This window comes from Sphingomonas sp. (assembly GCF_019749955.1).
Classification (GTDB): domain Bacteria; phylum Pseudomonadota; class Alphaproteobacteria; order Sphingomonadales; family Sphingomonadaceae; genus Sphingomonas.
In genome coordinates, this window is record NZ_JAIEPC010000011.1 from 62,693 (window position 1) to 86,395 (window position 23,703).

Genomic DNA, 23,703 nt, shown 5'->3' on the forward strand with positions numbered 1-23,703 from the left:
TAGCGGGGCCGACGGGGCGGCGTCAACCCTATCAAAAGCGCCCTTCGACCGAAAGCCGGTAGCCGTCATTGTCCGACTGAAACCCGTTCGCGACGAGTAGCTGCGTCATCGCGGCATCGGTCGGCGCGACGAGCAGTTCGGCGCGGTAGCGGCCGTCGCCGCGCACCAGCAGCCGGATGCGCTCATTGCCCGACGCGCTCGCCAGCGGGATCAGCAGCGCCCCGCCCTCGCACCGGGCATTGCCAGTCATGCCTTGCGCGAGCGCGAGCCCGGCCACCCCGCCGCCGAGTTCGGCCTTCACCCGGCCATCGGCCTGCTGACAGCTACCATTTTCGAACCGCACGCTTAGGCCGGCAAGGTCGAGCTTGGTCACCGGCAACGGCGCGAACACATCGCCGGGGGCGACATTGGCGGTGACATCATCGACGCCCATAGTGTGGCGTGAGACGCTGATGCCACCGCGCAACGCTTCCCCCGTCACGACAGGTGGCCCGGCCAGGTCGACCCGCGCTCGGCCGACCAGCAACTGCCAGGGCGACAGGAAAGCATGGACATCGCCCAGCTCGACATCGCCGAAATGGACTTCACGCAGCGTCGCGAACCACACTGGCCCGACCGACGACCTTGCCGACAGCCCCGCCTCGCCCAGACCGGTCAGCGCCAAGGCCAGCCGCATCGGAAAAGTCGCGATCAGCGCGATGACCAACATCGCGCCGAACAGCACCAAGGGCCGCGTGGTCAGGCGAATGCGCATCAAATGCCCCGCAGCTTCCAGGTGATCTGGGCAGAGATCGTCTTGTCGCCATTATCGGTCGTCGACAGCGAGTCGACCAGAAAGCCATCGCGCTCCATATCGGCGATCCAGCCAAACAACGCGATTGGCTTGGCCGAGGCGATGCCGATCAGCAGCGCGTTGTTCGTCTGTGGCGAGACCGTCGTCAGCACAAAGCCTGCCTGGGTGGCGCGGTCACGCACCGAAGTTTCGAGCGTCCCCGTCATCGCGGGTGCCCCGGCCTTGAGCAAAGGTTGGAGCGCCGCCATCTGGCTTTCGGTCGCCGCCAGCCGCAGCACGGCGGTGGTATGACGCGACCTGGCATCGGCGAGTCCATCGTTCACGGGTCGGATCACCGCGAACCAGACGAAGGTGACGACCGCCAACAACGCTGCTGTCAGCACGGCCCATTGCTCGCGCGGGCTGAGCGCCGCGAACCATTGACGCAGACTGGCGGTCATCGCGGCGTCACCGTCAGGTCGCCCGACACGCGCCCGCTGCCGCCCGAAAAAGTACTCGGCGTCGCGACCAGCCCGCGCGCGCGGATACGGTTGATCAGATCGGTCACTTGCCCCTCATTCTGCGTCACCAGCGACGCGCGCAGCTTGCCCGTCGCGTCGAACGACAGCGCGCGCAGTTCGCTGCCCGGGACGGCGCGGATCGCATCGAACAAAACTGCGGCGGTCGCGCTGAAGCCAATCCCCGCCCCGCGCAGCCGCACCAGCCGCGCGTCGAGCTGGCGTCCGGCATCATTGACGGTCTCGCCGCGCGGCAAGCCACCGCGCGCGATCAGGTCGCTCTTGCGCGTCATTGCATCGGCGGCAAAGCTGTAGCGCGCGATCTCGACGAGCGCGATCGCCAGCACCACCAGCAGGATCGCCGCGACCAGCCAGCCCGCGCGCCGCGCCACGCCCCAATCAAATGCAATCGCGTCGCGGCGGGCAAAGGCCCCCTGCCGCAGATCGAGCGCCGGACGCGCTATTGCGGCAACAACCGCGGCTTCAAGGGCGTCGCGGTCGATAACCGTCGGCGCGACACCGCCCGTAACGAGGTTGGTGAGCCCCGGTTCGTCGGCAAAGCCGCTCGCGGTGCCGCGTATCACGCTGTCGCCCCCGAAATCGGCGCGGACGAAGCCCTCAACCGGCCGGGGCAGCAGCATCGGCGCGGGGATCATCGCCTGCGGGTCGAGCCCTTGCTCGGCGAGTGCCGCCAGCCAGCCGCGCATCCGCGCCATTGCCACGACCCCGATCGGCCGATCTGCTTCCCCTTCGTCGCCGACCGCGACATGCAGGTCGGTGATGGGCGCAGCGCTGGCGTCGGTCACGAGCAGCCGCGCGGCGGCCACCGCTTGAGCTGTCGACCGCGCGGGCACGTCGGCCCAATGCAGCGTTACATCCTCGGCCGGGACGATGACCGTGAGCGGTACATCATCAGCGTCGGGCATACCTTCGCCGCGCGCAACGATGGCGTCGCCGTCGATCGCGATCCAGCGGTGTGACGCTTCAGCCGAGCTGGGCAGGAACAGCGCGCGCGCCATCACGACGGATCGCTCCAGGCGCGCGAGACCAGCCGCACGGGCGGCTCGGTCGCGTCGATGAGCGCGGTTTGCGTCAACTGCGTGCCCCCCAAAGCTACGTCGATCTTCAGGCCGAACCACTGGGTGGTCACTGCCGTCTGCTGCTGCACCTCGGGGCCTGCCGTAACCCCCTTCAGTGCCGCCCCCTGCCAGAAGGCAACGGTGCTGGTAAAGCCCTGCGCGGGCCGTTCAAGCAAAACCGCGCGCGCCCGGCTGACGTCGAGCGTATCGGGCAGCAGCATCGCGAGCAACGGCGCTTGTTCGGGGAGCAAGGTGTTGATGTTGATCCGCGTCGGTTTGGCGACCGGCAGCGTGCAAATCCAGGGGCGCAGCTTGGCATAAATCGCGGGCGTGACCCCCGAAACCGCGCGCAGCTCGCTCGGATCGGTCATCATGTTATTGGCGGGCAGATAGCGCGGGCTGATGCTCGCATAGTCCGAATCCTCGGCGCCATCGGGCTGGGGGACATTATCGGTGTCGATCCAGTCGGCGCTCGCGGCGGCGATACTGCGTGCCTGCTGTTCAGGTATGCCGATCACGCGCATCAACTGCGCGAACTGATCGATCGAAGCGGTCCGAACGACCAACGTCTCGACATCGCGCTGCTGCACCAGTCCATTGAGATTGAAGCAATTGCCGCCATCGGTAACGGTCGCGGTGGCGATGCCGCCCGGGACGGGTAGCGGATAGGGCTTGCCGGCCCAATCGCCTTGCAACGTTACCCGCGCCGCATCGCGCGCGAGCACCGTGTTGATGCGGACCATCGCCGCCGTCTCGGCGGCCATCGCAAAGGCGCGGGCCTGATCGATTGCAATGGCGTTGGCGCCCAGCCGCGTCGCGAGGCGCATCCGCTCAAGCGCATGCCCCGCCAGCACCGCGATCACCGCGACGAGCAGCAATACGGTGAGCAGCGCTGCCCCACGCTCGTTATCGCGCCCCTTATTGGCCAAGGCCCTGCCCTTCCGGCGGCGGCGGCACATAACCGGTGCCGACCAGCAGCACGAGCCGATAGCGGCGCCCGTCGCGGCGCGCGATTTGCATTTCGAGCGCTTCGGGCAGCGGCGCTTCGGGCGTCGATTGCCAGAGATCGCTCCACGCCCCGTTGATACGGTATCGCAGCGCAACCTGGTCCACACCGCTCAGCATCACCGCGGGCGGGAGCGGATCGGTCCCGTCCAGCAGCGGATAGGCGACGCGCTCAATCGCGCCATTGCGCAGCCGATATTCGACCTTCTGGGCATCGGGTCGCGGCGCTTCGTCGAGATTGGTCCAGCCACCCCGCACCAGCGCGAGCATTGGGTCACCCGAACCGCCAGAGCCGCCCTCAAACGCCAACTGCGGCGCGCCCTGCGCATTGCGAGTCGCGCGCGGCACCGCTTGCGCCAGATCGGCGCTGAGGATCGCGTTGAGGCGGCTGAGCGCGGCGATGTCGTCGAACTTGGCCTGGGTGACGCCCTGCGCGCGCACGCTGAACGACAGCACCGCGACTCCCGCAGCGGCAAGCAGCCCGAAGATCAGCAGCGAGATCATCACTTCTATGAGCGTGAAACCGTTTTCGGCGGAACGTCTCAAAGGTTTGAAACCGCTCTCTGACGCGCGGCGGGTCATGTCCGGCCTCCGGGTGGCGGCTGCTGGCCGGGAGGCACGCGCGGCTTGCGCGGGGCGGTCGCGGGCGGGCGAATGACCGTCAGGCGCCCAATCGACGTCCCGTCGGGGTCGGTGACGGTCACGTCGATCCGCATCGCGCCCTGATCGCCGATCGGCGCCGCCAGCCGCTGCCAGCGCCAGTTGCGGCCGCCATTGGCTTCGCTGCCACCGATCGCGCCTGCCGTCGGCGGGCGCGGGTCGGTGAGCGCCTCGACGGCGACATTGCGTGCGACGATCTGCGCCATCAGCGTGTTGTCGAGAATCCCGGCGCTGCGGATCGTCGCGCCTTCCAGCCGGATCAAGGCGAGGCCCGCGAGGCTGAACACCGCCAGCGCGACCATCATTTCGATGAGCGTAAAGCCGAATGCGGCGCGGCGGTCAGCCATCGATCGCCACCGCGCCGTCGATCCCGATCTTGACCGTCGTGGTCGCGTCGCCGCCGCGCTGCAGGCGGATCGTCATCGGCGTGCTGCCAAGCCCGGTCGAATCGAAGATCACACGGTCGCGGCCCGAGGGGCTGGAAATCTGCGGGCGGACATCAGTGCCCCAGCGCGTGACCAGCAGCGGCTTCTCGCTCACCGGCGCCCAGGCGCCGGCTTCTCGCTTGTCAAAGCCATAGCCGCCGTCGCTCACCCAGATGCTGACCGATCGCCCTTCGATGATTGCCATGTCGTGCGCGGCCCGCACGCGCGCGGCAAAGCGCTCGGCATCGTCGCGCAGTCGCCCGCGCGGATCAGGCAGCGACAGCACCACCACCGCCGACGCGAGCCCGATCAGCGTGATCACGATCATCAGCTCGACGAGTGTAAAACCCTCGCTGTGATGTCGGCTCGGGTTATTGCCAGCTGCCGATATCGGCATCGACTCCCTCGCCCCCTTCGCGGCCATCGGCGCCATAACTCCAGATATCGATCTGGCCATGCGTGCCCGGCGAGGAATAGAGATAGTCGCGGCCCCAGGGATCCTTGGGCAGCTTCTTGATATAGCCACCCTTCTGGTAGCGCGACGGATCGGTGAGCGACGCGGGCGGCGCGACCAGTGCCTGTAAGCCGTCCGCCGTGGTCGGATAGGTGAATTGCTGGAGCTTGTAGACTTCGAGCGCCTGCTCGATCGTGGCGATATCCGACTTCGCCTTCTGGACCTTGCCCTGATCGCCCAGCGGGATGACGTTGAGCGCGACGATGGTCGCCAGCAGGCCAAGAATGACGATCACGACCATCAATTCAACGAGCGTGAAGCCTGACTCCTCGTTTCGACGGCGGCGGTTGGGATGGGGGCGCTGTACCATGATACTCCTCATTGCCCTGCGAGTGTGTTGAGCTGCAAAATCGGCAGCAGGATCGATAGCACAATCGTCGCGACGATGCCGCCCATGATCACGATGATCGCGGGTTCGAGCAGCGACAAAGCGGTTGCGGTGAAGCGATCGAATTCGCGCTCGAGATAATCGGCCGCGCGTTCGAGCATTTCGTCGAGCCGCCCCGCCGCCTCGCCCGATGCGGCGAGATAGGTCAGCAGCGGCGGGAACACCCCGGCCCGCCGCATCGCCGCCGACAGCGATCCGCCCTGACGGATCGAATCGGTGATCTCGTCCGACGCCTGTTTCAACCTTGCATTGTGGATTGTGCCCGACGTCAGGGCGAGCCCTTCAAGCAGCGGCAAACGGCTCGCGACCATCGTCGACAGCGTGCGCGCCATCCGCGCCGCGTGAAGATCGCGCAGCAGGCGCCCGATCAGCGGCACCCGCAGCAGCCAGCTATCGAACGCGAGCTTGATCGGCGGTTCGCGCAGCGCAAGGCGAAAACCGGCGCCCAACAACAGTGCGCCCAGGATCACTGCCCACCAATAGCCCGCCAGAAACGCCGACAGCGCAATCACGACGCGCGTGAGAAGCGGCAGTTGCTGGCCGACGGTATCGAATTGCTCGACGACTTGCGGCACCACGAAAATCATCAACGCGGCGACCACCGCCATCGCCACCACCGCGAGTACGGCGGGATAGGCGAGTGTCGTGATCATCTTGCCGCGAATCTCGGCCTGACGTTCGAGCAGGACCGACAGCCGCTCAAGGATCGTTGGCAGCGCCCCCGAACTCTCGCCGGCGGAGACCATTGCGCAATAGAGCGCGGGAAAGCTTTTTGGCTCGCGCGCCATCGATTCGGCCAGTCGCCGCCCCTCGACTACGCCCAAATGCACCCGGCTCACAATCTCGCGGACATGCGGCTGCTCGGTCTGGCGCACGATCGTGCGCAGCGATTCTTCGAGCGGGCTGACGCGGTTGAGCGTCGCGAGTTGGCGCGTGAACAGCGTCAGATGCTTGGTCGACATGCGCGGCACGCGACCGAGCTGCGCCATGATCGACGGCGCCGCCGCCGGCTTGTCCGCCGTGCTCGCCGGATCGATGCGCACGACATAGAGCTTGCGCGCGTCGAGCGCGGCCTGCGCGCGTTCGATTGTCTCGGCCTTCACCGCACCACGCTTTTCGCGCCCGCCGGTATCGATCGCAATATAATCGAAATCGGCCATGGCGCGGCTCAGACCTCGGCCATGTCGCTGCGCGAAACGCGCACGGCTTCCTCAGGCGTCGTCAGCCCGTCGCGCACCATCTGGCGCGCGGCCGAGCCGAGATTGGGCGCGTTGATGAAGGCATGGCGCGCAATGATCGCTTCGTCGCCGCCGTCGTTGATCAGGCGGCGGATCGTCTCGTCAATGCGGATCGCCTCGAACACGCCGATCCGGCCCTTGAAGCCGGTACCGCCGCAGTCGTCGCAGCCGACGGGTTCATACACGATGGCGCCCGGATCAAAGCCGAGCAGCGCTGATACCGATCCTTGTGCTTGCACCGGGCGACGGCAGGTTTGGCACAACCGCCGCACCAGCCGCTGCGCGATCACCCCGCGCAAGGTGGAGGCAAGCAGGAACGGCTCGACCTTCATGTCGCGCATGCGCGTAATCGCGCCGATCGCGTCATTGGTGTGGACCGTCGACAGCACGAGATGGCCCGTCAGCGACGCTTGCACCGCGATCTCCGCCGTCTCGCGGTCGCGAATTTCGCCGACCATCACCACATCGGGATCCTGCCGCAGGATCGCGCGCAATCCCGCCGCAAAGGTCAGCCCGACCTTGGGATTGACCTGCGTCTGGCCGACACCGTCGACCGCATATTCGACCGGGTCCTCTACGGTGAGGATATTGCGCGTGCCGTCGTTGAGCAGCCGGAGCGCCGCGTAAAGCGTTGTCGTCTTGCCGCTGCCGGTCGGGCCGGTGACCAGCACAATACCATTGGGCTCCGAAATCGCCGACCGCAGCATGGTGTTGATCGCCGGGCTCATCCCGAGCACGTCAAGATTGATGCCGGCATTCTCCTTGTCGAGAATACGCAGCACCACCCGCTCGCCCGCGCGGCTCGGCAGGGTCGAGACACGCACGTCGAGCAGCTTGCCGCCGAGCGACAGCCCCATGCGCCCGTCCTGCGGCACGCGGCGTTCTGCAATGTCGAGCCGCGCCATCACCTTGATGCGGCTGACGACCACGGGCGCGACGTGCGGCGGCATCCGCAAAGTTTCGCGCAGCACGCCGTCGATGCGCATGCGCACGACAAGGCCGGTCTCATAGGGTTCGATATGGATGTCCGACACGCCGTTGCGCGCCGCGTCGGCGATGATGCCGTTGATCAGGCGAATCGCCGGGGCATCGTCGGCGGTGTCGAGCAAATCCTCCGCCGTCGGCAGATTGCCCGCGAGCAGATCGAGTTCATCGCCCAGCCCGAGCGAGCCCGCCGCTGCGGCTGCCGCCTGGCCGTCCATCGCATAGCGATCCGACAGCATCCGGTCGAAATCTTCGGGCTTGGCGAAGGTCACGTCGAACGGGCGCGCGAGATGGCGACGCAGTTCGAGCAGCACTTTCGGATCGGCGCCCTCGCGCAGCGCGACCGAGAAATGCCCCGCCGCGCCGGGTTCGAGCACTACCCCGAATTTGCGCGCAAAAGCATAAGGAATGCCGACCATCGGCTCAGTCATCGCGGCAGCATCCGCCAGCGCAATCGTGGGGCTATGGTCGTCGGTCGGTGTTCCGGGGCGGAGCGTCATTTCGGCGCTCCAGCCTTGCGCCCCAGCGGATCGGTCGCGCTCGGCATGACCGGCACCGCGATGCGCGGGTCCTCGATGCTGCCGGGTTTTGGGGCGGCGGGCAGCGGCGGTTCGGCGCCGAGATAATCGCGCACCAACTGGTCGATGCTCGGTTCGGCGTTGGGATTCTGCAAGCCCTGCTGCAGCCGCAGATAGCCGTAACGCTGCTCGGTCACCCGCCGCGAATCCTCGGCACTGCGCAGGATCGTCGGGCGGATGAAGATCATGAGATTGGTCTTGGTCCGCTGCTTCGCCTTCGAGCGGAACAACTGGCCGAGCGCGGGGATATCGCCGAGCAACGGGATTTTCTCGATCGTGTTGCGCTCTTCGTCCGACAGCAGCCCACCGATCACCGCGATCTGGCCGTCATCGACCGTCATCGTCGTTTCGACTTCGCGCTTGTTGAGGATCAGGTCGCTGTTGTCGTTCGATACCGGCCCTGAGATCGAGCTGACCTGCTGGCGCAGGAACAGCTTGATCGTGCCGCTCGAATTCACCTGTGGCCGCACTTCAAGCTGGATGCCGACATTCTCGCGCTGAACGGTGCGGAAGGCATTGTCGAAATTCTGGCTGAGTGCCTGCCCCGTGGTTACCGGAATTTCCTGGCCGACGAGGATGCGGGCGGGCTGGTTGTCGAGCGTCGTGACGTTCGGTGCCTGCAGCAGGTTCGACGTCGAATCGCTCTTAACCGCGTTGATGATCCCGCCGAACACGCCGTCCCTGCCGATCGTCGTACCGAATCCGCCGAGTCCGCCAGTTGCCCCCAAGATCGAGCTGATCGCCGACTGGGCGAGCTGGTCGCTGACCGCGCTGTTGGTCGTGGTTGTGGTCGTGTTGCCGTTGATCGTCGTTGTCGCCGTGTTCAGGCGCCGCGCCGCGACCGCCCCTGCGACGGTCAGCAAATTAGGCGCCGTGTTCGAAAAGCTCGACGAGACGATCGGCAAATTGCCGCTCAGGCTGCCGAGCAACAACTGGACGCCGAGCCGGTTCGCCGTCGCGTCGGATACTTCGGCGACAATCGCTTCGACCAGCACCTGCTCGCGCCTTGTGTCGAGCTGGCGAATCACATCGGCGAGCTGCCGCTGCACTTCGGTCGGCCCGGCGATGACGATCGCGTTGGCGCCCGAAAAACGCGTGACGACAGCGGCCGTCCGTCCGCCCTCGGCGACGATCGCGGGCTGGGCATTGGGGTTGACGCCGCTGCCCGAACTGCTCGGCGCCTGCGCATTCTGCGGCGGCACGATGTTGCGCGCATTGGCGCCACCCTGATTGCCGCCGCCAAAGGCCGATGTCTGCTGCGACAACTGCGTCTGCTGCGGCGCCTGAGTCGGCTGTTGGCCGACCAGTTCCTGCAGCACCGGCAGCAATTGTTCGGCATCGGCGTTTTGCAGGAACACGACCTTGATTTCTGTCCCCGCCGACGCACGCCGATCGAGATCGGCAGCGACCTCAGCCAGCCGCGCCACCGTCGAGGCATCGCCGCGCAGCGCGACCGCATTCGAGCTCGTGACGGCAACGATCGACACGCCCTGCGCGCCACCCGGAGCCTGCCCGCTGCCCGCCAGCGCCGTCAGCGCCGTCGCGATTTCGCGCGCGCCAGCGTTCTTGAGCGCGACGATGCGCGTCGCGGCACTATCGGTGTCGATCCGCGACAGCACTTCGCGGATCCGCCGCACATTGTCGGCAAAATCGACGATGACGATCGAATTGCCGCCGCGATTGGCGCTGACCGATCCTTGCGGGCTGATCAGCGGGCGAATCGTGTCGAGCGCACTCGCGGCATCAATCGCCCGCAGTCGGATGATTTCGGTAACATAGGCATTGCGATTGGCGGTCGCACTGCCGCCAACGCGGTTGGGCTGCGCGGCAGCACCGTCGATCGGCTGGATGCGGAATGCGCCATTGGCCGTCGGCACCGCGATCAGACCATTGGCGCGCAAGGTCGACAGGAAAATCTCAAAGTATTCGGACCGCGACAGCGCGCGATCGGTGACGACGGTCACCTTACCCTGCACCCGGCTGTCGATGATGAAGGTGCGGCCGGTCACCTTGGCAGCATCACCAATGAAAGCGCGGATATCCGCGTCGCGCACGTTGAGCGTGGTCTGCGCGACCAGCGGCGAGGCGAGCGCAAGCGCGACCAGCGCCGCGAACCGGGGGGGAAACGGCTTCACTGGCCGCTGACCGTGATCACGAGCGGCAGCACTTCGGCGCCACGCTCGACCGTGATCGAGATATTGCCGCCCTTGGCGAACTGGCCAGACAGCGCCTCGATGTCGCCCGGTCCGGTCACCGGACGCCCCCCGATCTGAGTCACGATATCCCCCTCTTTCAAGCCTATTTTTCTGAATGTTGCGCCCGATCCCTGCGGTCGGACGACCAGCCCGGTCACCTTGCCGCCGTCGATGCGCGGAATGAAGCCAACGTCTGATCGCACCTGCCCAAGCGTTATCCCGGCGGCGCCCGCATCGTTGGGTGGTGTGCCGCCCGGGCGCGCTACCCCCGGCGGCGGCGCTGTGCCCGGTGCGGCAACTCCCGCGTCAGCGGGCCGCGCCGACTGATCGAGGTAGAGCGTCTCCTCGCTCCCATTCCGCGCCAGCGTGACATGGTCGAACGAAACCTGTTTCAGCGTGACACCGGGCTGGACTTCCTCGCCCACCGCATAGCTCTTCTGCTCACCGTCAGGCCCCGCGATGATGGCGCCGCCGCGCCCGGTTGCTTCGTCGAGCCGCGTGCCGAACAGCGTGAGTTGCAAAGCCGTGACGACATCGGCTTGCGCCTGCGTGGGCGCGGCCGCGTCGAGCCGGAAGAAGGGATCGAAGCCGTGCAGCATCTCGCCAGCGCCCGTCCCGGCGCCGGGCGCTGGCAAGCGCCACGCCCCGACCGGATCGACCGGCGTCACCAGCGTCCACACCAGCCGCGCGCCTTGCCAGGCCAGCAACGCCAGCAGCAAAAGCTCGACCACACTGTAGACGCGCGTCAGCGGCACCAGCCGCAGCAGGCGGCGCGCACGCGCATCAATCTCTAGCTGCATCCCGAAAAACTCCCGCCGAGCGCACTGCTAGGGACGCTGTGTTACGTATAGATGTCGTTTATGTGAACGATTAAAGTCGCGACATCCTCATTCGACAGGGCTGGAGATTGCAGCGCGGCTTTGGCACGATGGCGCGCATGGCCAGCATTGTGTCACCGCCACCCTTATCGGCGCCGGGTTCGGGATTCCCCGCCGACCCGGTCATCGCTCATATATCGTCGCAGCCTGGGGTGCAGAAGGTTCCGAGCCCGAAGCTGACATTGTTTCTGAAGCGCGACTTCGTCGATGCGGCGCTCTGCGCCGAACTGATCGCGCGGATCGATGCCGAACGCCGCCCCTCGACGGTCTCCGATTTCAACGGTGATGCAGCCTTTCGGACCAGCGAAACCTGCGACCTCCGCTTCGAAGAGCCGCTGTCGCAGTTGGTCAACGACCGCATCGCCAAGTTTATGCACCTCGATCCAGGGCACGGCGAACCACTGCAGGGACAGCGTTACGCGGTTGGCCAGGAATTCAAGGCACATACCGATTATTTCGACCCGCAAGGCGTCGACTATGAGCGATTCTGCAGCGTCGCGGGGCAGCGCACCTGGACCGCGATGATCTATCTGAACGAGCCCGGTGCGGGCGGCGCGACTCGATTCAAGGTGATCGACAAGCTCGTTCCCCCCGAAACGGGCAAGCTGCTGATGTGGAACAATCTGCGGCCCGATGGCAGCGGCAATCCATCAACCCTGCACCACGGGATGAAGGTGCGTGCTGGCACCAAATATGTGCTGACAAAATGGTTCCGCATGCGCCCTTGGGGGTAGGCAGGTGGCACCGCGACGACATCTGAATGGCCAAACCGCCCGGTTGCGGCGTAGCGTGGCTTGCCGTCGGCGCTGGCACCGGCACTCAATGGCAACGACTTAAATTCGTCACGCATAGGTCCCTAAACCGTCATCAAATCCCAATCTGCGTGTAACCTAGCGTTTCTACAGCGGCGTCGGACGAAGGCGCGAGGGGGCGATCCGACTCGCGGCGGCATCGTCGTGGCAACGACCATAAGTCGGTCAGAAAACACGCTGGAGACAGGGAAATGATGAATTCCAATTTGCGTCGCATGCTCATTGCGACCACCTCGATCGTTGCGCTGAGCGGCTGTGGCGCCAACGACATTGCGTCGCCGGGCACCGGTGGCAACGTGACGATCAACAACAACACGACCAACGTAACCCCTGCACCGACGCCAACCCCGACGCCGACGCCGACCCCGACGGTCGCGCTGGTCACGCCTGCCGCCGGCTGCCCGACGATTTCGAACAATGCCGGCTCAACGCTCACCGACAGCGGCACGATCAATGGCCCGACCGGCACCTATCGTGTCTGCACGTTGCCAGCACGCCTCAACGCCAGCGCCCTTCTGCCGCGTCTGGCCGGCGTGCTTTACCAGATGAACGGTCGCGTCGATGTTGGAACCGATCAGGGTGCGACCACCACCGGCACCACCAACGTCGTGCTCACCATCGAACCCGGCGTCATTATTTATGCTGGCACGGGCACGTCGTGGCTCGCCGTCAATCGCGGAAACTCGATTCAGGCCGTCGGCACCGCGACTCAGCCGATCATCTTCACCAGCCGTGACAACGTCCAGGGCCTGAACACCGACACCTCGTCGGGTCAGTGGGGCGGCGTCGTGTTGATGGGTCGTGGGCAGATCACCGACTGCGCCGCTTCGTTAGCAACGCCCGGCACCACGGCGTGCGAACGCCAGACCGAAGGCGCGATCGACCCGGCCGTCTACGGCGGCGCGAACAACGCCGAAAGCAGCGGCCGGATGAGCTTCGTGCAGATCCGCTACTCGGGCTTCATCCTCTCGGCCAACAGCGAGCTTCAAGCGCTGACGACCGAGGGCACCGGCAGCGGTACCGTCCTCAACAACATCATGTCGTTCAACAGTTCGGACGACGCCGCCGAGTTCTTCGGCGGTCGCGTTAACATGCGATTCTATGTGGCCGTTGGTGCCGAAGACGACAACCTCGACACCGACACCGGTGTAAAGGCGAACTTCCAATATGTCCTGGTCGCACAGCGTGCAGGCAGCGACTCCCGCGGTACAGACGCGATTATCGAAGCCGATTCGGACAACGCCGTTGACTCCGATCTGCCGCGTCAAAATGTCATCGTGTCGAACTTCACCTTCTTCCACCGCGTCAACAACGCGTCCGACCTGTCAGCTATCCTGCTGCGCGGCGGCACGGACTATACGCTGCTCAACGGTTTCGTGGTTGCTCCGACACCCTCGCCGTCGTGCCTGCGCATCAGCCGTGCCGCGACGGCCGACACGGTCGCCAGCCCCGGTGTCAACGCCACCAACCGTGCCGTGGCCGGTGCCACGACGGGCAACGACGAACTCGGCGCGCCAGTCTTCCGCTCGGTGCAAATGCAGTGCGGCGCTACCCCGTTCCTGGGTGCAAACGGTGTGACCAACCAACAGGTTATGGACATTTTTGGTGCCAGCACCGCTGCCAACAATAACAGCGCAGCTTATACGCCGAGCTTCACCGGCACCTTCATCAACGGCGCCACGGAAACCGCCGTTCCGGCGTTCAACCCTAGCGCCTTGCACGCCGCTTCGGGCATCCCGTCGGCGACCGGTGGTCTCGGTGGCCAGCCGGCATTCTTCGATGCCGTGACTTACGCTGGTGCGGTCCGCAATGCGACCGATACCTGGTACACCCAGTGGACCTGCAACAGCTCGACGCTGAACCTCGGCACCGGCAATACCGGCCTCTGCACCTCGCTCCCGACGTTCTGATCGCGGGACTGAAGACTTGGGGGCGGGGCGTCGCCTAAGGGCAGCGCCCCGCCCCATCCGGATTTGAACAAGGGGGTAGACGATGTCGAGGCCGTTCGAGCTTGCGAGCCTGTTGCTAATTTCAACCGCACTGGTGGCCCCTTCGGTTGCCCGCGCCCAGACGGCGCCGCCCCCGGCTCCGTCGACACCTGTCCCCGCCCCGACACCCGTGGATCAGGCAGCGCCATCCGATCCGGCCGCGCAAGCCGATCCAGCGGCGACCGAGGCACCCCAAGAGGCACAGCCAGAGGTCTCGATCCCCGGCGGCGCTGAAGTCGTCGTCACTGCTCGTCGCGGATCGTCGAACATCGCCAAGACCAGCACGCAGTCACTCTCGCTCCTGTCGAGTGCCGATATCGCGCGCACTGGCGAAGGCGACATCGCAGGCGCGCTCGCCCGCGTCACGGGCCTCAGCGTTGTCGGCAACGGGTTCGTCTATGTCCGCGGCCTTGGCGACCGTTATTCGCTGGCGCTGCTCAACGGCTCGCCACTCCCCAGTCCCGAACCGCTGCGCCGCGTGGTCCCGCTCGATATTTTCCCGACCAGCATTATCGGGTCGACGCTCGTCCAGAAAAGCTATTCTGTGAACTTCCCCGGCGAATATGGCGGCGGTGTGATCAACTTGACCACCAAGACTGCACCGAAAGAAGCATTCTTGAAGATCAATAGCAGTATCGGGGCCGACAGCGTTACCACCGGCCAGCTTGGCTATACCTATTTCGGCAGCTCAAGCGACTGGACCGGTTTTGACAATGGCGCGCGTGATGTCCCCCCTGCACTCGCCAACTTCCTCGCGAGCGGCCAGCGGATCAGCCAGGGCACCGTCAACACGCAGGCGATCGCATCGCAGCTGGTGACGGGCAGCAACGCCATCGTGCAACGCAATCAGGCCTTGCCGCCGAACTGGTCGCTGTCGCTCGAAGCGGGCAAATCATGGGATATCGGCGACAATACACTCGGCATCATCGCCACTTTCGGCTATAGCAATAAGTGGCGCACGCGCAGCACCACGCAGCAGACTGCTGCGTCACTCGACCTTTCGCTGCGCGAACTCGATTTCCAGCGCGTCATTACCGACAATCGGCTGGTCGTCGACGGCCTGATCGGCGCGACTTATGATTTTGGCCCAAACAAGATCCGCTGGAACACTCTCTACATCCGCGACACGATCAAACAGGCTCGGCTCGGTGTCGGTACGCGAACCACGACATCGCAAACAGCGACGTTGCAGCAGCAAGATACCGCTTGGTATGAACGCCAGCTTATCGACACGCAGCTGGTCGGCGAGTTCCGCCTGACCGACCAACTCCGGCTCGACGCCCGCGCGGCCTATGCAAATTCACGGCGGGAAGCGCCGAACGAGCTGAGCTTCGAATATTTTCGCAGCAATTCAGCAGCCGATCCCTTCGGCGCGGTGTTCGTGAACCAGCTCAACAATGGTTTGCGTGGCACGGCGTCGACAAGCTTTTCGAACCTGCGCGAAACGCTCTATTCGGGTGGTTTCGACCTTTCGTACAAATTCACGCCGGAAATCACCGCAACCTTGGGCTATGCCTATCAGGACACGTTCCGCCGCACCGAGCGTCGCGAATTTCTGTTCACTGCGGGCGGTAACTTCCCGACTGGTGTGGGTGTTTTCCGGCCTGACCTGCTGCTCCAACCGGCCGTCATTCGCGCCTTTGGCGTCAACCTGATCGATACCAACGAAGGCAACCCTGTGTTCGGCGCCAGCCTTGTCGTTCACGCTGGCTATGCGCGGCTTCAGTGGGACATCAACGATCGGCTGAGCCTCGATACCGGTGTCCGGTTCGAATCAGCGCAGCAACGCGTGAACGCCATTCAGGTGTTCACCACGCCGTCGGTGTCGCTCGCGCGGACCGGCCTCAGCCGCGATTATTTCCTGCCGGCTGTCACCTTGACCTTCAAGCTCAACCCGGAGATGCAGTTCCGCATCAGCGGCGCGCAGACCATCGCTCGTCCACAGTTCCGCGAATTGATATTCCAGAACTATTTCGACCCGGATGACAACCGCCAATATCGTGGCAACCCGTTCTTGGTCGACACCCAGCTGTATAACGCCGAGGCGCGCTGGGAATGGTATTTTGCGCGCGATCAGCGGTTGACGGTGGCGGGTTTTTACAAGCGGATCGACAATCCGATCGAAACCTTCGCCAGCTTCAGCGACAACACGGTGACGACGAGCTTCGCCAACGCGCCGACAGCGACGTTGTACGGTGCGGAAATCGAAACGCAGAAATACTTCCGGCTTGCCAATATCTTTGGGGGCGGCAAGTTCTGGGCGTCGCGTCGCGCGGTCGTGATTGCCAACTACACCTTCTCGCAATCCTCGATCGTGGTCGGACCAAATGATCCGGCAAGCGTGTTCGGCCTTTCGGGCATTACGCGCGCCAACCAGCTGTTTCGCAATGGTGTGCCGCTTACGGGGCAGTCAGACCATCTCGCCAATCTCGAGCTCGGCTTTGAGGATCAGGACCGGCTGTCGCAACAGACGTTTCTGCTCAACTATGCCAGTCGCCGGGCGACCATCCGTGGCGGATCGGGCCAGCCCGACATTTACGAATATCCCGGCTTCCGCCTCGATTTCGTGGCGCGCCAGGGCGTGAAGCTCGGCGGGATCAACACCGAGATGAAGTTCGAAGTGCGCAACATCACCGGCACGCGTTTCCAGGAATTCCAGGAAAACGGACCGAACCGCATCTTCTACAACCGCTATGATCTCGGCACGACGGCGACGTTCGGACTGAGCGTCAACTTCTGATCATCGACCTTCGCCGGGCGCGTGTTACCGCGCGCTCGGCGACAAGCCTGACGCCGTAGCTCAGCGGGGCAGTGCCACCGCCCCGCCCTTCATCACCATCGCCGGTGATCGCAACGCCCCAATGTCGCGCAGCGGATCACCGCGCACCGCAACCAGATCGGCAAGCAGGCCCGGCGTAATCGCGCCGACCCGCTCACCTATCCCCAACACCGCCGCATTGCCCCGCGTCGCCGCGATCAGCACATCGGTCGGCGACATGCCCCAAGCGACCATCAGCTCGATTTCGCGCGCATTCGCGCCGTGCGCGAAGACGCCGGTATCGCCGCCAACGCACAGCGTGACCCCGGCTGTGCGTGCCGCGGCAAAACTCGCGCGTTTGGCGATGATCGACGTCGGCTCGGGCGCAAGACCGTTCCAGCCTCGATAACGCTCGATCGCGTCGCCCGCCGCCAGCGTCGGGCATAGCGCGACGCCGCGACTTTTCATCAGCGCGAAGATTTCCGGGGTTCCGCCATCGCCATGCTCGATTGTGTCGACCCCCGCGATGATGGCTCTGCGCATGCCTTCGACACTGCTCGCGTGCGCGGCGACCTTGCGTCCGGCGGCATGCGCCGCGTCGACGACCGCGCGCAGTTCTTCGACCGCAAAGATCGGGCGGCTGGGTTCGCCGGGCCCCCAGCGATAGTCGGCGTAAAGCTTGACGACATCGGCGCCGCGACCGATCTGGCGACGGGCTGCGGCAACCAGCGCGGGACCATCAGCCTCTTCGGCGCCCTGCGGCACATCAAAGCCGGGATCGAATCCCTTGGGTCCATAGCTGCCGGTTGCCACCAGCGCGCGGGTGGCCACCAGCATGCGCGGACCGGGCACGATACCCTGGGCAATCGCCGCCTTCAGCCCGACATCGGCATAGCCTGCGCCTTCGGTGCCGAGATCACGCACCGTGGTGAAGCCAGCCGTCAGGGTCGCGCGGGCATTGGCCGCGGCGCGTACCGTGCGCAGCGCGAGCGGTTCCTTCAGCACCTGGTCGTTCCAAGGCGCTTCGTTATACGGATGCAGGAACAGATGGACATGCGCGTCGATCAGCCCGGGCAACAATGTCGTGCCGGGCAGCGCGATCATGTCGGCATCAGGAGGAACAGCGATATCGGGGCCGACCGCGACGATCATCTCGCCTCGCACCAGCACGCGCCATCCGGCGTGGCGCTCGCCGTCGCGGCCGTCGAACACGGCTTCAGGGATGAGCAAGATCGGTCGCGGCAGGGTTTGACTGCGCGCAGCCACCGGGATCGCCACCGCCGCCATGCCGAACGGCGCCAGCGCCAGGAAATCGCGTCGGTTCATGGCCCTGCTCTCCGTCTTGGCGCCGCCTCAACACGCAGCGGCGGTTCCACGAGTAGCATGAAGCCAGGCCGCACGGTCAATCGACGGCCGCGTCGGTTGCGGATCAGCTCCGGACGCGTAAATCCACGCCCCAGATGCGCCACTCGCGCTTCTCTACCACGGGGTCATTGGGGTTGCTCGATCGCCGCAGCATCACCGTTCCTTCGCGGTCAGCAGTCTTGCGCGTTTTCTTGTTCTCGACATGCGCTTTCGCCGTGACCAGCACATATTGCATGCCGTCGCGGGCATGGACTTCCGACGCGGTCCCGGCTCGTGGCTCATATTTCGAATAGATTGCGAAGCTTTCGGCAAATTGTTCGGGCGTGCCGCCGGCGTCCTTGCCGCCATTGCCCCAAAACCGATACGCGCCGGCATAGTCGCGTTTGTCGATCATCGCGAAATAGTGCTCGACCAAATCGCGTGCAGCCTTCGCGCTTGCCGAATCGGCGGGCTCGTCGCCGCGCATGCCCGGCTGGACCGCGGGCATAGTGGCATTGGCCGCGCCGGTCGCAGCATTGCCGGTTTCGCCCTGCGGCGCACAAGCGGCCAGCGACATCAGCACGAGGGGGATCATCAATCGCACGCGGCACCTCACTCGCTGTTGCTAGTTCCCGCCCCTTGCCCGAGCCAACGCGCGCGATCAACCACACAGCCACGTGCGGGTGCAGGTGAGGAAGACTCAATAAAAAAGGCCCCGGCGCGCGACGCCCGGGGCCTGTTTAATGGTGGGCGCGGCAAGGATTGAACTTGCGACCCCTGCGGTGTGAACACAGTGCTCTACCACTGAGCTACGCGCCCGAAATTTGTTTCGGGAAACAAATCGGGCGACGGTTACCCGCCGCCCGATTGCGATTCCTTTAACAGCCGCGCTTGGCTTGTCCAGCCCCGCGCAGCCCGAACCTTAGTTGACCGAATCCTTCAGCACCTTGCCCGCCTTGAACTTGGGCTGCGACGATGCCTTGATGGTCATCGGTTCGCCAGTGCGCGGGTTGCGGCCCGTCGATGCCTTGCGCTTGCTCACCGAAAAGGTGCCAAAGCCCACCAGACGCACTTCGTCGCCCTTGGTGAGCGCTGTCGAGATCGCGCCGAAGACCGCCTCAACGGCCTTGCTTGCGTCACCCTTGCTGAGGCCAGACGCGTCCGCGACCTCTCCAATCAATTCCTGCTTATTCATCCCTGGGGACCCCCTTAACATTTCTTTCGACCAATGTTCGCATGAGTCGCGTCCAAAGCCGGAGGCGTAGTAACGCGATTCCGGCTTGGGCTGTCAAAACAAATTCGTCACATTTCTCCCTGAACCGACGAAAAATGCGCCAAAAACCTAGTGATGGACCTCGGCGCTCACCGGCGGCACCCCCGTCGGGGGCAGTGCGGCAAGTTCATCGGCTTCGCTCCAGTCGATCGCGGTGAGCGGTTCGGTCAGCGCGAGCCGCAATGCTTCATCGACGTGGCGGATCGGAATGATCTCGAGTCCCTCACGGATATTGGCCGGAATTTCGGCGAGATCCTTGCGGTTGTCCTCGGGGATGAGCACCGTCGTGATGCCGCCACGCAGCGCCGCGAGCAGCTTTTCCTTCAAGCCACCAATCGGCAGCACCCGGCCGCGCAGCGTCACTTCGCCGGTCATCGCAACATCCCGGCGGACGGGCACGCCCGTCAGTGTCGAGACGATCGAGGTGACCAGACCGATGCCTGCCGACGGTCCATCCTTGGGCACCGCGCCTTCGGGTAAGTGGATGTGGATGTCCTTGCGCGCGAACAGGCTCGGCTTGATCCCATAGGAGGGCGCACGCGCCTTGACGAAGCTCATCGCCGCTTCGATCGATTCCTTCATCACATCGCCGAGCGTGCCGGTCGTCTTGACGCCGCCCTTGCCCGACACCGTCACCGACTCGATCGTCAGCAGCTCACCGCCGACTTCGGTCCAGGCAAGGCCCGTTACCGCGCCGATCTGATGCTCTTCCTCGCTCATGCCGAAGCGATATTTCTGCACGCCCGAGAATTCGGCGAGATTGTCGGGCGCGACCACGACGCGCGTGTCCTTGCCCTCCAGGATCCGCCGCAGCGCCTTGCGCGCAACCTTGGCGATCTCGCGTTCGAGCGTGCGCACCCCGGCTTCGCGCGTGTAATAGCGGATCAGGTCGCGCAGCGCCTCATCGGTGAAAACGAATTCCTCGTCCTTCAGGCCATGTGCTTCGATCTGCTTGGGCAGCAGATGCTTCTTGGCGATCTCGACTTTCTCATCCTCGGTATAGCCTTCGAGGCGGATGATCTCCATCCGGTCGAGCAACGGCTGCGGCAGGTTGAGCGTGTTCGCGGTCGTCACGAACATCACGTCCGACAGATCGATGTCGATTTCGAGATAATGGTCCTGGAACTTGTTATTCTGTTCGGGGTCCAACACTTCGAGCAGCGCCGACGCCGGATCGCCGCGGAAATCCTGGCCGAGCTTGTCGATTTCGTCGAGCAGGAACAGCGGGTTGCTGGTCCCTGCTTTCCGCAAATTGGTGACGATCTTGCCCGGCAGCGAACCGATATAGGTCCGGCGGTGGCCGCGAATTTCGGCCTCGTCGCGCACGCCGCCGAGCGACTGGCGCACGAATTCGCGCCCGCATGCCTTGGCGATGCTCTTGCCCAGCGAGGTCTTGCCGACACCGGGCGGGCCGACGAGGCACAGGATCGGCCCCTTCAGCTTGTTGGTGCGCGCTTGCACCGCGAGGTATTCGACGATCCGGTCCTTGACCTTTTCGAGCGCATAATGGTCCTCGTCGAGCACGGCTTGCGCGGCGGCAATGTCCTTCTTGAGCTTCGACTTCTTGCCCCAGGGCAAGCCGAGCAGCACGTCGAGGTAGTTGCGCACGACGGTGGCCTCAGCCGACATCGGCGCCATTGTCTTCAGCTTCTTGAGTTCGGCGGTCGCCTTGCTGCGTGCTTCCTTCGACAGCTTGAGCGTCGCAATTTTCTGCGTCAGCTCGGCGATTTCGTCGCCCTCGCCCTCCTCGCCCTCATTGCCGAGTTCGCGCTGAATCGCCTTCAATTGCTCGTTGAGATAATATTCGCGCTGGGTCTTCTCCATCTGGCGCTTCACGCGGCTGCGGATCTTCTTTTCGACCTGCAGCACGCCGAGTTCGCCTTCCATGAAAGCCAGCACCATCTCGAGCCGCTTGCGCGGGTCTTGCTCCATCAACAGCGCCTGCTTGTCGGCAACCTTGACCTGGATGTTGGCGGCGACCGAGTCGGCGAGCCGCGACGGGTCTTCGATCTCGCTGAGCTGCACCGCCGTTTCAGCAGGCAGCTTGCGGTTGAGCTTGGCATAGCTTTCGAACTGGTCGATCACCGATCGGACGAGCGCGGTGACTTCGCGATTGACGTGCTCGCCCTGCGCGGTCAGCTCGTCGCCGCCGGCATCGCCCTCAAGCAACTCGATGTCGGCGACGAGATGGCCGTCGCTCGATTGCAGATCGGTCAGCCGCGCGCGCTGCTTGCCTTCGACGAGCACGCGGACCGTGCCGTCGGGCAGCTTCAGCAGTTGCAGCACGGTGGCAGTGACACCAATATCGTACAAATCGTCGCGATCGGGGTCATCCTCGCCCGGATCGAGCTGGGCGACGAGAAAAATCTCCTTGGTTTCGCCCATCGCCGCTTCCAGAGCGGCAACCGACTTGTCGCGCCCGACGAACAGCGGCACGATCATATGCGGGAAAACAACGATGTCGCGCAGCGGCAATACTGGGAAAGTGGTGGTCATGCGATCTCCGACGGCGCCCGATCGGGACGCCAATTCATCATTATATGGGAAGGCTGGTCGCGCCATCAATTGCTGTTTCGTTGTTGATCGCTTTTCTGCCGCCCGATGGATCGGCTTAGCGGCGATCCCGATGCTGCTCGCCGCCGCCCCCGCGCCCGAAAAGGGGCAACCGCCACTGACGGCGCAAACCCAGCGCTCAGGTGGGCCGATCGATCCCGAGCAAGCCGCGCTCGGCTTCGACAGCGCCGATCTGGCGATTGAAGTGCTTCCCGAGCGCCAGAATATCGTCGGTACGGCGACGCTCGTATTCACCGCGCGCGCGCCGCTGACGCGATTGGTGGTCGATCTCGACCGTAACCTGCCCGTCAGCCGCATTCGCATCGACGGCGCGACTTTGGCGCCAAGCGCGTGGCGCAATCCCGAAGGCAAGCTGGCGATCACCCTCCCTCGCGCTGTCGCCACCGGGGATCGCGTCACCGCCGAAATCCGCTACGCCGGCACCCCGCATGTCGCGGTCAATGCGCCGTGGGACGACGGGTTCGTCTGGGCCAAGACCAAGGACGGCAAGCCATGGATCGCCTCGACCGCCGAAGGCTATGGCTGCGACCTGTTCTGGCCGTGCCTCGACTTCCCGACCGGTGAGCCGGGTCGCGTTGACCTGCACATCACCGTGCCCAAGGGGCTGTCGGCGCCGTCGAACGGCGTGTTGCTCGGCACCGATCGGCTGTCGGGCGGGCGATCAACCTGGCATTGGCGGATCAAGCACCCCAATACCTACGCCATCGCGCTGAATATCGGCCCCTATCAGGTGATTTCGGGCAATTACAAAAGCCGCTTCGGCAACACGATCCCGATGTATTATTGGTATTTGCCGGGTGAAAAGGCGCAGGCGGAGGGGCTGTTCGCCGAATTCGCGCCGACGCTCGACTTCTTCGAAAGCGTGATCGGTCCCTACCCCTTTGGCGACGAGAAAGTCGGCGTGGTCGAAACGCCGCACCTCGGCATGGAGCATCAGACGATCAACGCCTATGGCAATCACTATGCCAAGGCCGCCGAGGGGTTCGACTGGCTGTTCCAGCATGAATTCGCGCATGAATGGTTCGGCAACCAGCTGACGGTCGCGAACTGGGATGATTATTGGCTCCACGAAGGCTTTGGCCAATATATGCAGCCGCTCTATGGCCGCTGGCGCGAGGGCGAGGCACGCTATGCCACAATGCTCGATGGCCAGCGCAACCGGATCGAGAATCGCGCGCCGCTCGTGTCAGGCAAGGTGCTGACCGAAGAAGAGGTCTATGAGACGGCCAAGGGCGGGCCTGCGAGCGACATTTATTACAAGGGCGCGTGGACGCTCCACACTTTGCGCTGGCTGATCGGCGACCAGGCGTTTTTCGACAGCGTGCGGCGGATGGTTTATGGTCGGCCCGATCCCAAGCCGGGCAATTTCACGCCGCGCTTCGGCTCGACCACCGAATTCGAGCGGATTGTGGCTGAGGAAAGCGGGCGCGACCTGCGCTGGTTCTTCGACACCTATCTGCGGCAGGCAGCATTGCCTGAGCTGGTTGCGGTCCAGCGCGAGGGCAAGCTTGCGTTGACGTGGAAGAACGCTGCCGCCTTCCCGATGCCGGTCGAAGTCCAGATCGACGATCGAATCGTACGGGTGGAAATGACCGGTGGGATCGGTGACGTGCCGGTCCCCGACGGCGCGCATATCGTGGTCGATCCGTTCGCGCGCGTCCTGAAGCGGTCGCTCGCGGTCGAGGCGCTGCAAGCGTGGCAGCGCCAAGCATCGCGATGA

General features: G+C 64.7%; 20 protein-coding genes and 1 tRNA gene. 4 read left to right on the top strand and 17 right to left on the bottom strand.

The genetic code is table 11. The features are described 5' to 3' along the window. Positions 1 to 31 precede the first annotated feature (31 nt). The 12 genes from gspN to K2W81_RS03640 form a co-directional block, all read right to left on the bottom strand. Positions 32 to 754 (bottom strand): type II secretion system protein N, encoded by a 723-nt coding sequence (gspN, locus tag K2W81_RS03585; RefSeq protein ID WP_294101409.1) that lies wholly within the window; start codon positions 752 to 754, stop codon positions 32 to 34. After that, on the bottom strand, positions 754 to 1,233 hold the full coding sequence (gene gspM, locus K2W81_RS03590; RefSeq protein WP_294101411.1) for a type II secretion system protein GspM: 480 nt from the start codon (positions 1,231 to 1,233) through the stop codon (positions 754 to 756). The genes gspN and gspM overlap by 1 nt, the downstream gene beginning before the upstream one ends. Next, on the bottom strand, positions 1,230 to 2,309 hold the full coding sequence (gene gspL / locus K2W81_RS03595; protein ID WP_294101415.1) for a type II secretion system protein GspL: 1,080 nt from the start codon (positions 2,307 to 2,309) through the stop codon (positions 1,230 to 1,232). Before gspL ends, gspM begins: the two co-directional genes overlap by 4 nt. Further along, positions 2,309 to 3,298: a type II secretion system minor pseudopilin GspK gene (gene gspK, locus K2W81_RS03600; protein WP_294101417.1), complete on the bottom strand. Its 990-nt coding sequence runs from the start codon at positions 3,296 to 3,298 to the stop codon at positions 2,309 to 2,311. Before gspK ends, gspL begins: the two co-directional genes overlap by 1 nt. Continuing rightward, on the bottom strand, positions 3,288 to 3,920 hold the full coding sequence (gene gspJ, locus K2W81_RS03605) for a type II secretion system minor pseudopilin GspJ (protein WP_294101419.1): 633 nt from the start codon (positions 3,918 to 3,920) through the stop codon (positions 3,288 to 3,290). The genes gspK and gspJ overlap by 11 nt, the downstream gene beginning before the upstream one ends. A 32-nt stretch (positions 3,921 to 3,952) precedes the next feature. Beyond that, complete coding sequence (gene gspI, locus K2W81_RS03610) at positions 3,953 to 4,381, bottom strand: type II secretion system minor pseudopilin GspI (protein ID WP_294101421.1); 429 nt, start codon at positions 4,379 to 4,381, stop codon at positions 3,953 to 3,955. Then, positions 4,374 to 4,916 carry a GspH/FimT family pseudopilin gene (locus K2W81_RS03615; protein WP_366932200.1) on the bottom strand — a complete coding sequence of 181 codons (543 nt, stop codon included), beginning with the start codon at positions 4,914 to 4,916 and terminating at the stop codon, positions 4,374 to 4,376. Before K2W81_RS03615 ends, gspI begins: the two co-directional genes overlap by 8 nt. Then, positions 4,831 to 5,283 carry a type II secretion system major pseudopilin GspG gene (gspG, locus tag K2W81_RS03620; protein ID WP_294101426.1) on the bottom strand — a complete coding sequence of 151 codons (453 nt, stop codon included), beginning with the start codon at positions 5,281 to 5,283 and terminating at the stop codon, positions 4,831 to 4,833. Before gspG ends, K2W81_RS03615 begins: the two co-directional genes overlap by 86 nt. Positions 5,284 to 5,291: 8 nt before the next feature. After that, entirely contained in the window at positions 5,292 to 6,521 is a 1,230-nt protein-coding gene (gene gspF / locus K2W81_RS03625; RefSeq protein WP_294101429.1) for a type II secretion system inner membrane protein GspF, read from the bottom strand. A gap of 8 nt (positions 6,522 to 6,529) precedes the next feature. Beyond that, complete coding sequence (locus K2W81_RS03630; RefSeq protein WP_366932202.1) at positions 6,530 to 8,014, bottom strand: ATPase, T2SS/T4P/T4SS family; 1,485 nt, start codon at positions 8,012 to 8,014, stop codon at positions 6,530 to 6,532. A gap of 65 nt (positions 8,015 to 8,079) precedes the next feature. Further along, a complete protein-coding gene (gene gspD, locus K2W81_RS03635; protein ID WP_294101433.1) occupies positions 8,080 to 10,296 on the bottom strand; it encodes a type II secretion system secretin GspD in 2,217 nt (738 codons plus the stop codon). Further along, positions 10,293 to 11,156 (bottom strand): type II secretion system protein N, encoded by an 864-nt coding sequence (locus K2W81_RS03640; protein WP_294101436.1) that lies wholly within the window; start codon positions 11,154 to 11,156, stop codon positions 10,293 to 10,295. Before K2W81_RS03640 ends, gspD begins: the two co-directional genes overlap by 4 nt. Before the next feature lie 137 nt (positions 11,157 to 11,293). Here K2W81_RS03640 and K2W81_RS03645 point away from each other — a divergent pair, with 137 nt between their 5' ends. The 3 genes from K2W81_RS03645 to K2W81_RS03655 all read left to right on the top strand — a co-directional run bounded on the left by K2W81_RS03645 (position 11,294) and on the right by K2W81_RS03655 (position 16,774). Next, entirely contained in the window at positions 11,294 to 11,968 is a 675-nt protein-coding gene (locus tag K2W81_RS03645; protein WP_294101438.1) for a 2OG-Fe(II) oxygenase, read from the top strand. A gap of 269 nt (positions 11,969 to 12,237) precedes the next feature. Then, positions 12,238 to 13,956, top strand: a complete 1,719-nt coding sequence (locus K2W81_RS03650; protein WP_294101442.1) for a hypothetical protein — start codon at positions 12,238 to 12,240, stop codon at positions 13,954 to 13,956. 82 nt (positions 13,957 to 14,038) lie between these two features. Then, positions 14,039 to 16,774, top strand: a complete 2,736-nt coding sequence (locus tag K2W81_RS03655) for a TonB-dependent receptor (protein ID WP_294101444.1) — start codon at positions 14,039 to 14,041, stop codon at positions 16,772 to 16,774. 60 nt (positions 16,775 to 16,834) lie between these two features. Here the strand turns inward: K2W81_RS03655 and K2W81_RS03660 are convergent, their stop codons facing one another. The 5 genes from K2W81_RS03660 to lon all read right to left on the bottom strand — a co-directional run bounded on the left by K2W81_RS03660 (position 16,835) and on the right by lon (position 21,905). Then, complete coding sequence (locus K2W81_RS03660; RefSeq protein ID WP_294101537.1) at positions 16,835 to 18,079, bottom strand: amidohydrolase family protein; 1,245 nt, start codon at positions 18,077 to 18,079, stop codon at positions 16,835 to 16,837. Positions 18,080 to 18,221: 142 nt separating this feature from the next. Continuing rightward, complete coding sequence (locus K2W81_RS03665) at positions 18,222 to 18,740, bottom strand: hypothetical protein (protein ID WP_294101447.1); 519 nt, start codon at positions 18,738 to 18,740, stop codon at positions 18,222 to 18,224. A gap of 140 nt (positions 18,741 to 18,880) precedes the next feature. Further along, a tRNA-Val gene (locus K2W81_RS03670) sits at positions 18,881 to 18,955 on the bottom strand. 103 nt (positions 18,956 to 19,058) lie between these two features. Next, positions 19,059 to 19,331, bottom strand: a complete 273-nt coding sequence (locus K2W81_RS03675; protein ID WP_294101450.1) for an HU family DNA-binding protein — start codon at positions 19,329 to 19,331, stop codon at positions 19,059 to 19,061. Positions 19,332 to 19,478: 147 nt separating this feature from the next. Next, complete coding sequence (gene lon / locus K2W81_RS03680) at positions 19,479 to 21,905, bottom strand: endopeptidase La (RefSeq protein ID WP_294101452.1); 2,427 nt, start codon at positions 21,903 to 21,905, stop codon at positions 19,479 to 19,481. Between the two features lie 130 nt (positions 21,906 to 22,035). On the opposite strand from lon, the gene K2W81_RS03685 reads away from it, so the two are divergent. Next, a complete protein-coding gene (locus tag K2W81_RS03685) occupies positions 22,036 to 23,703 on the top strand; it encodes a M1 family metallopeptidase (protein WP_294101455.1) in 1,668 nt (555 codons plus the stop codon).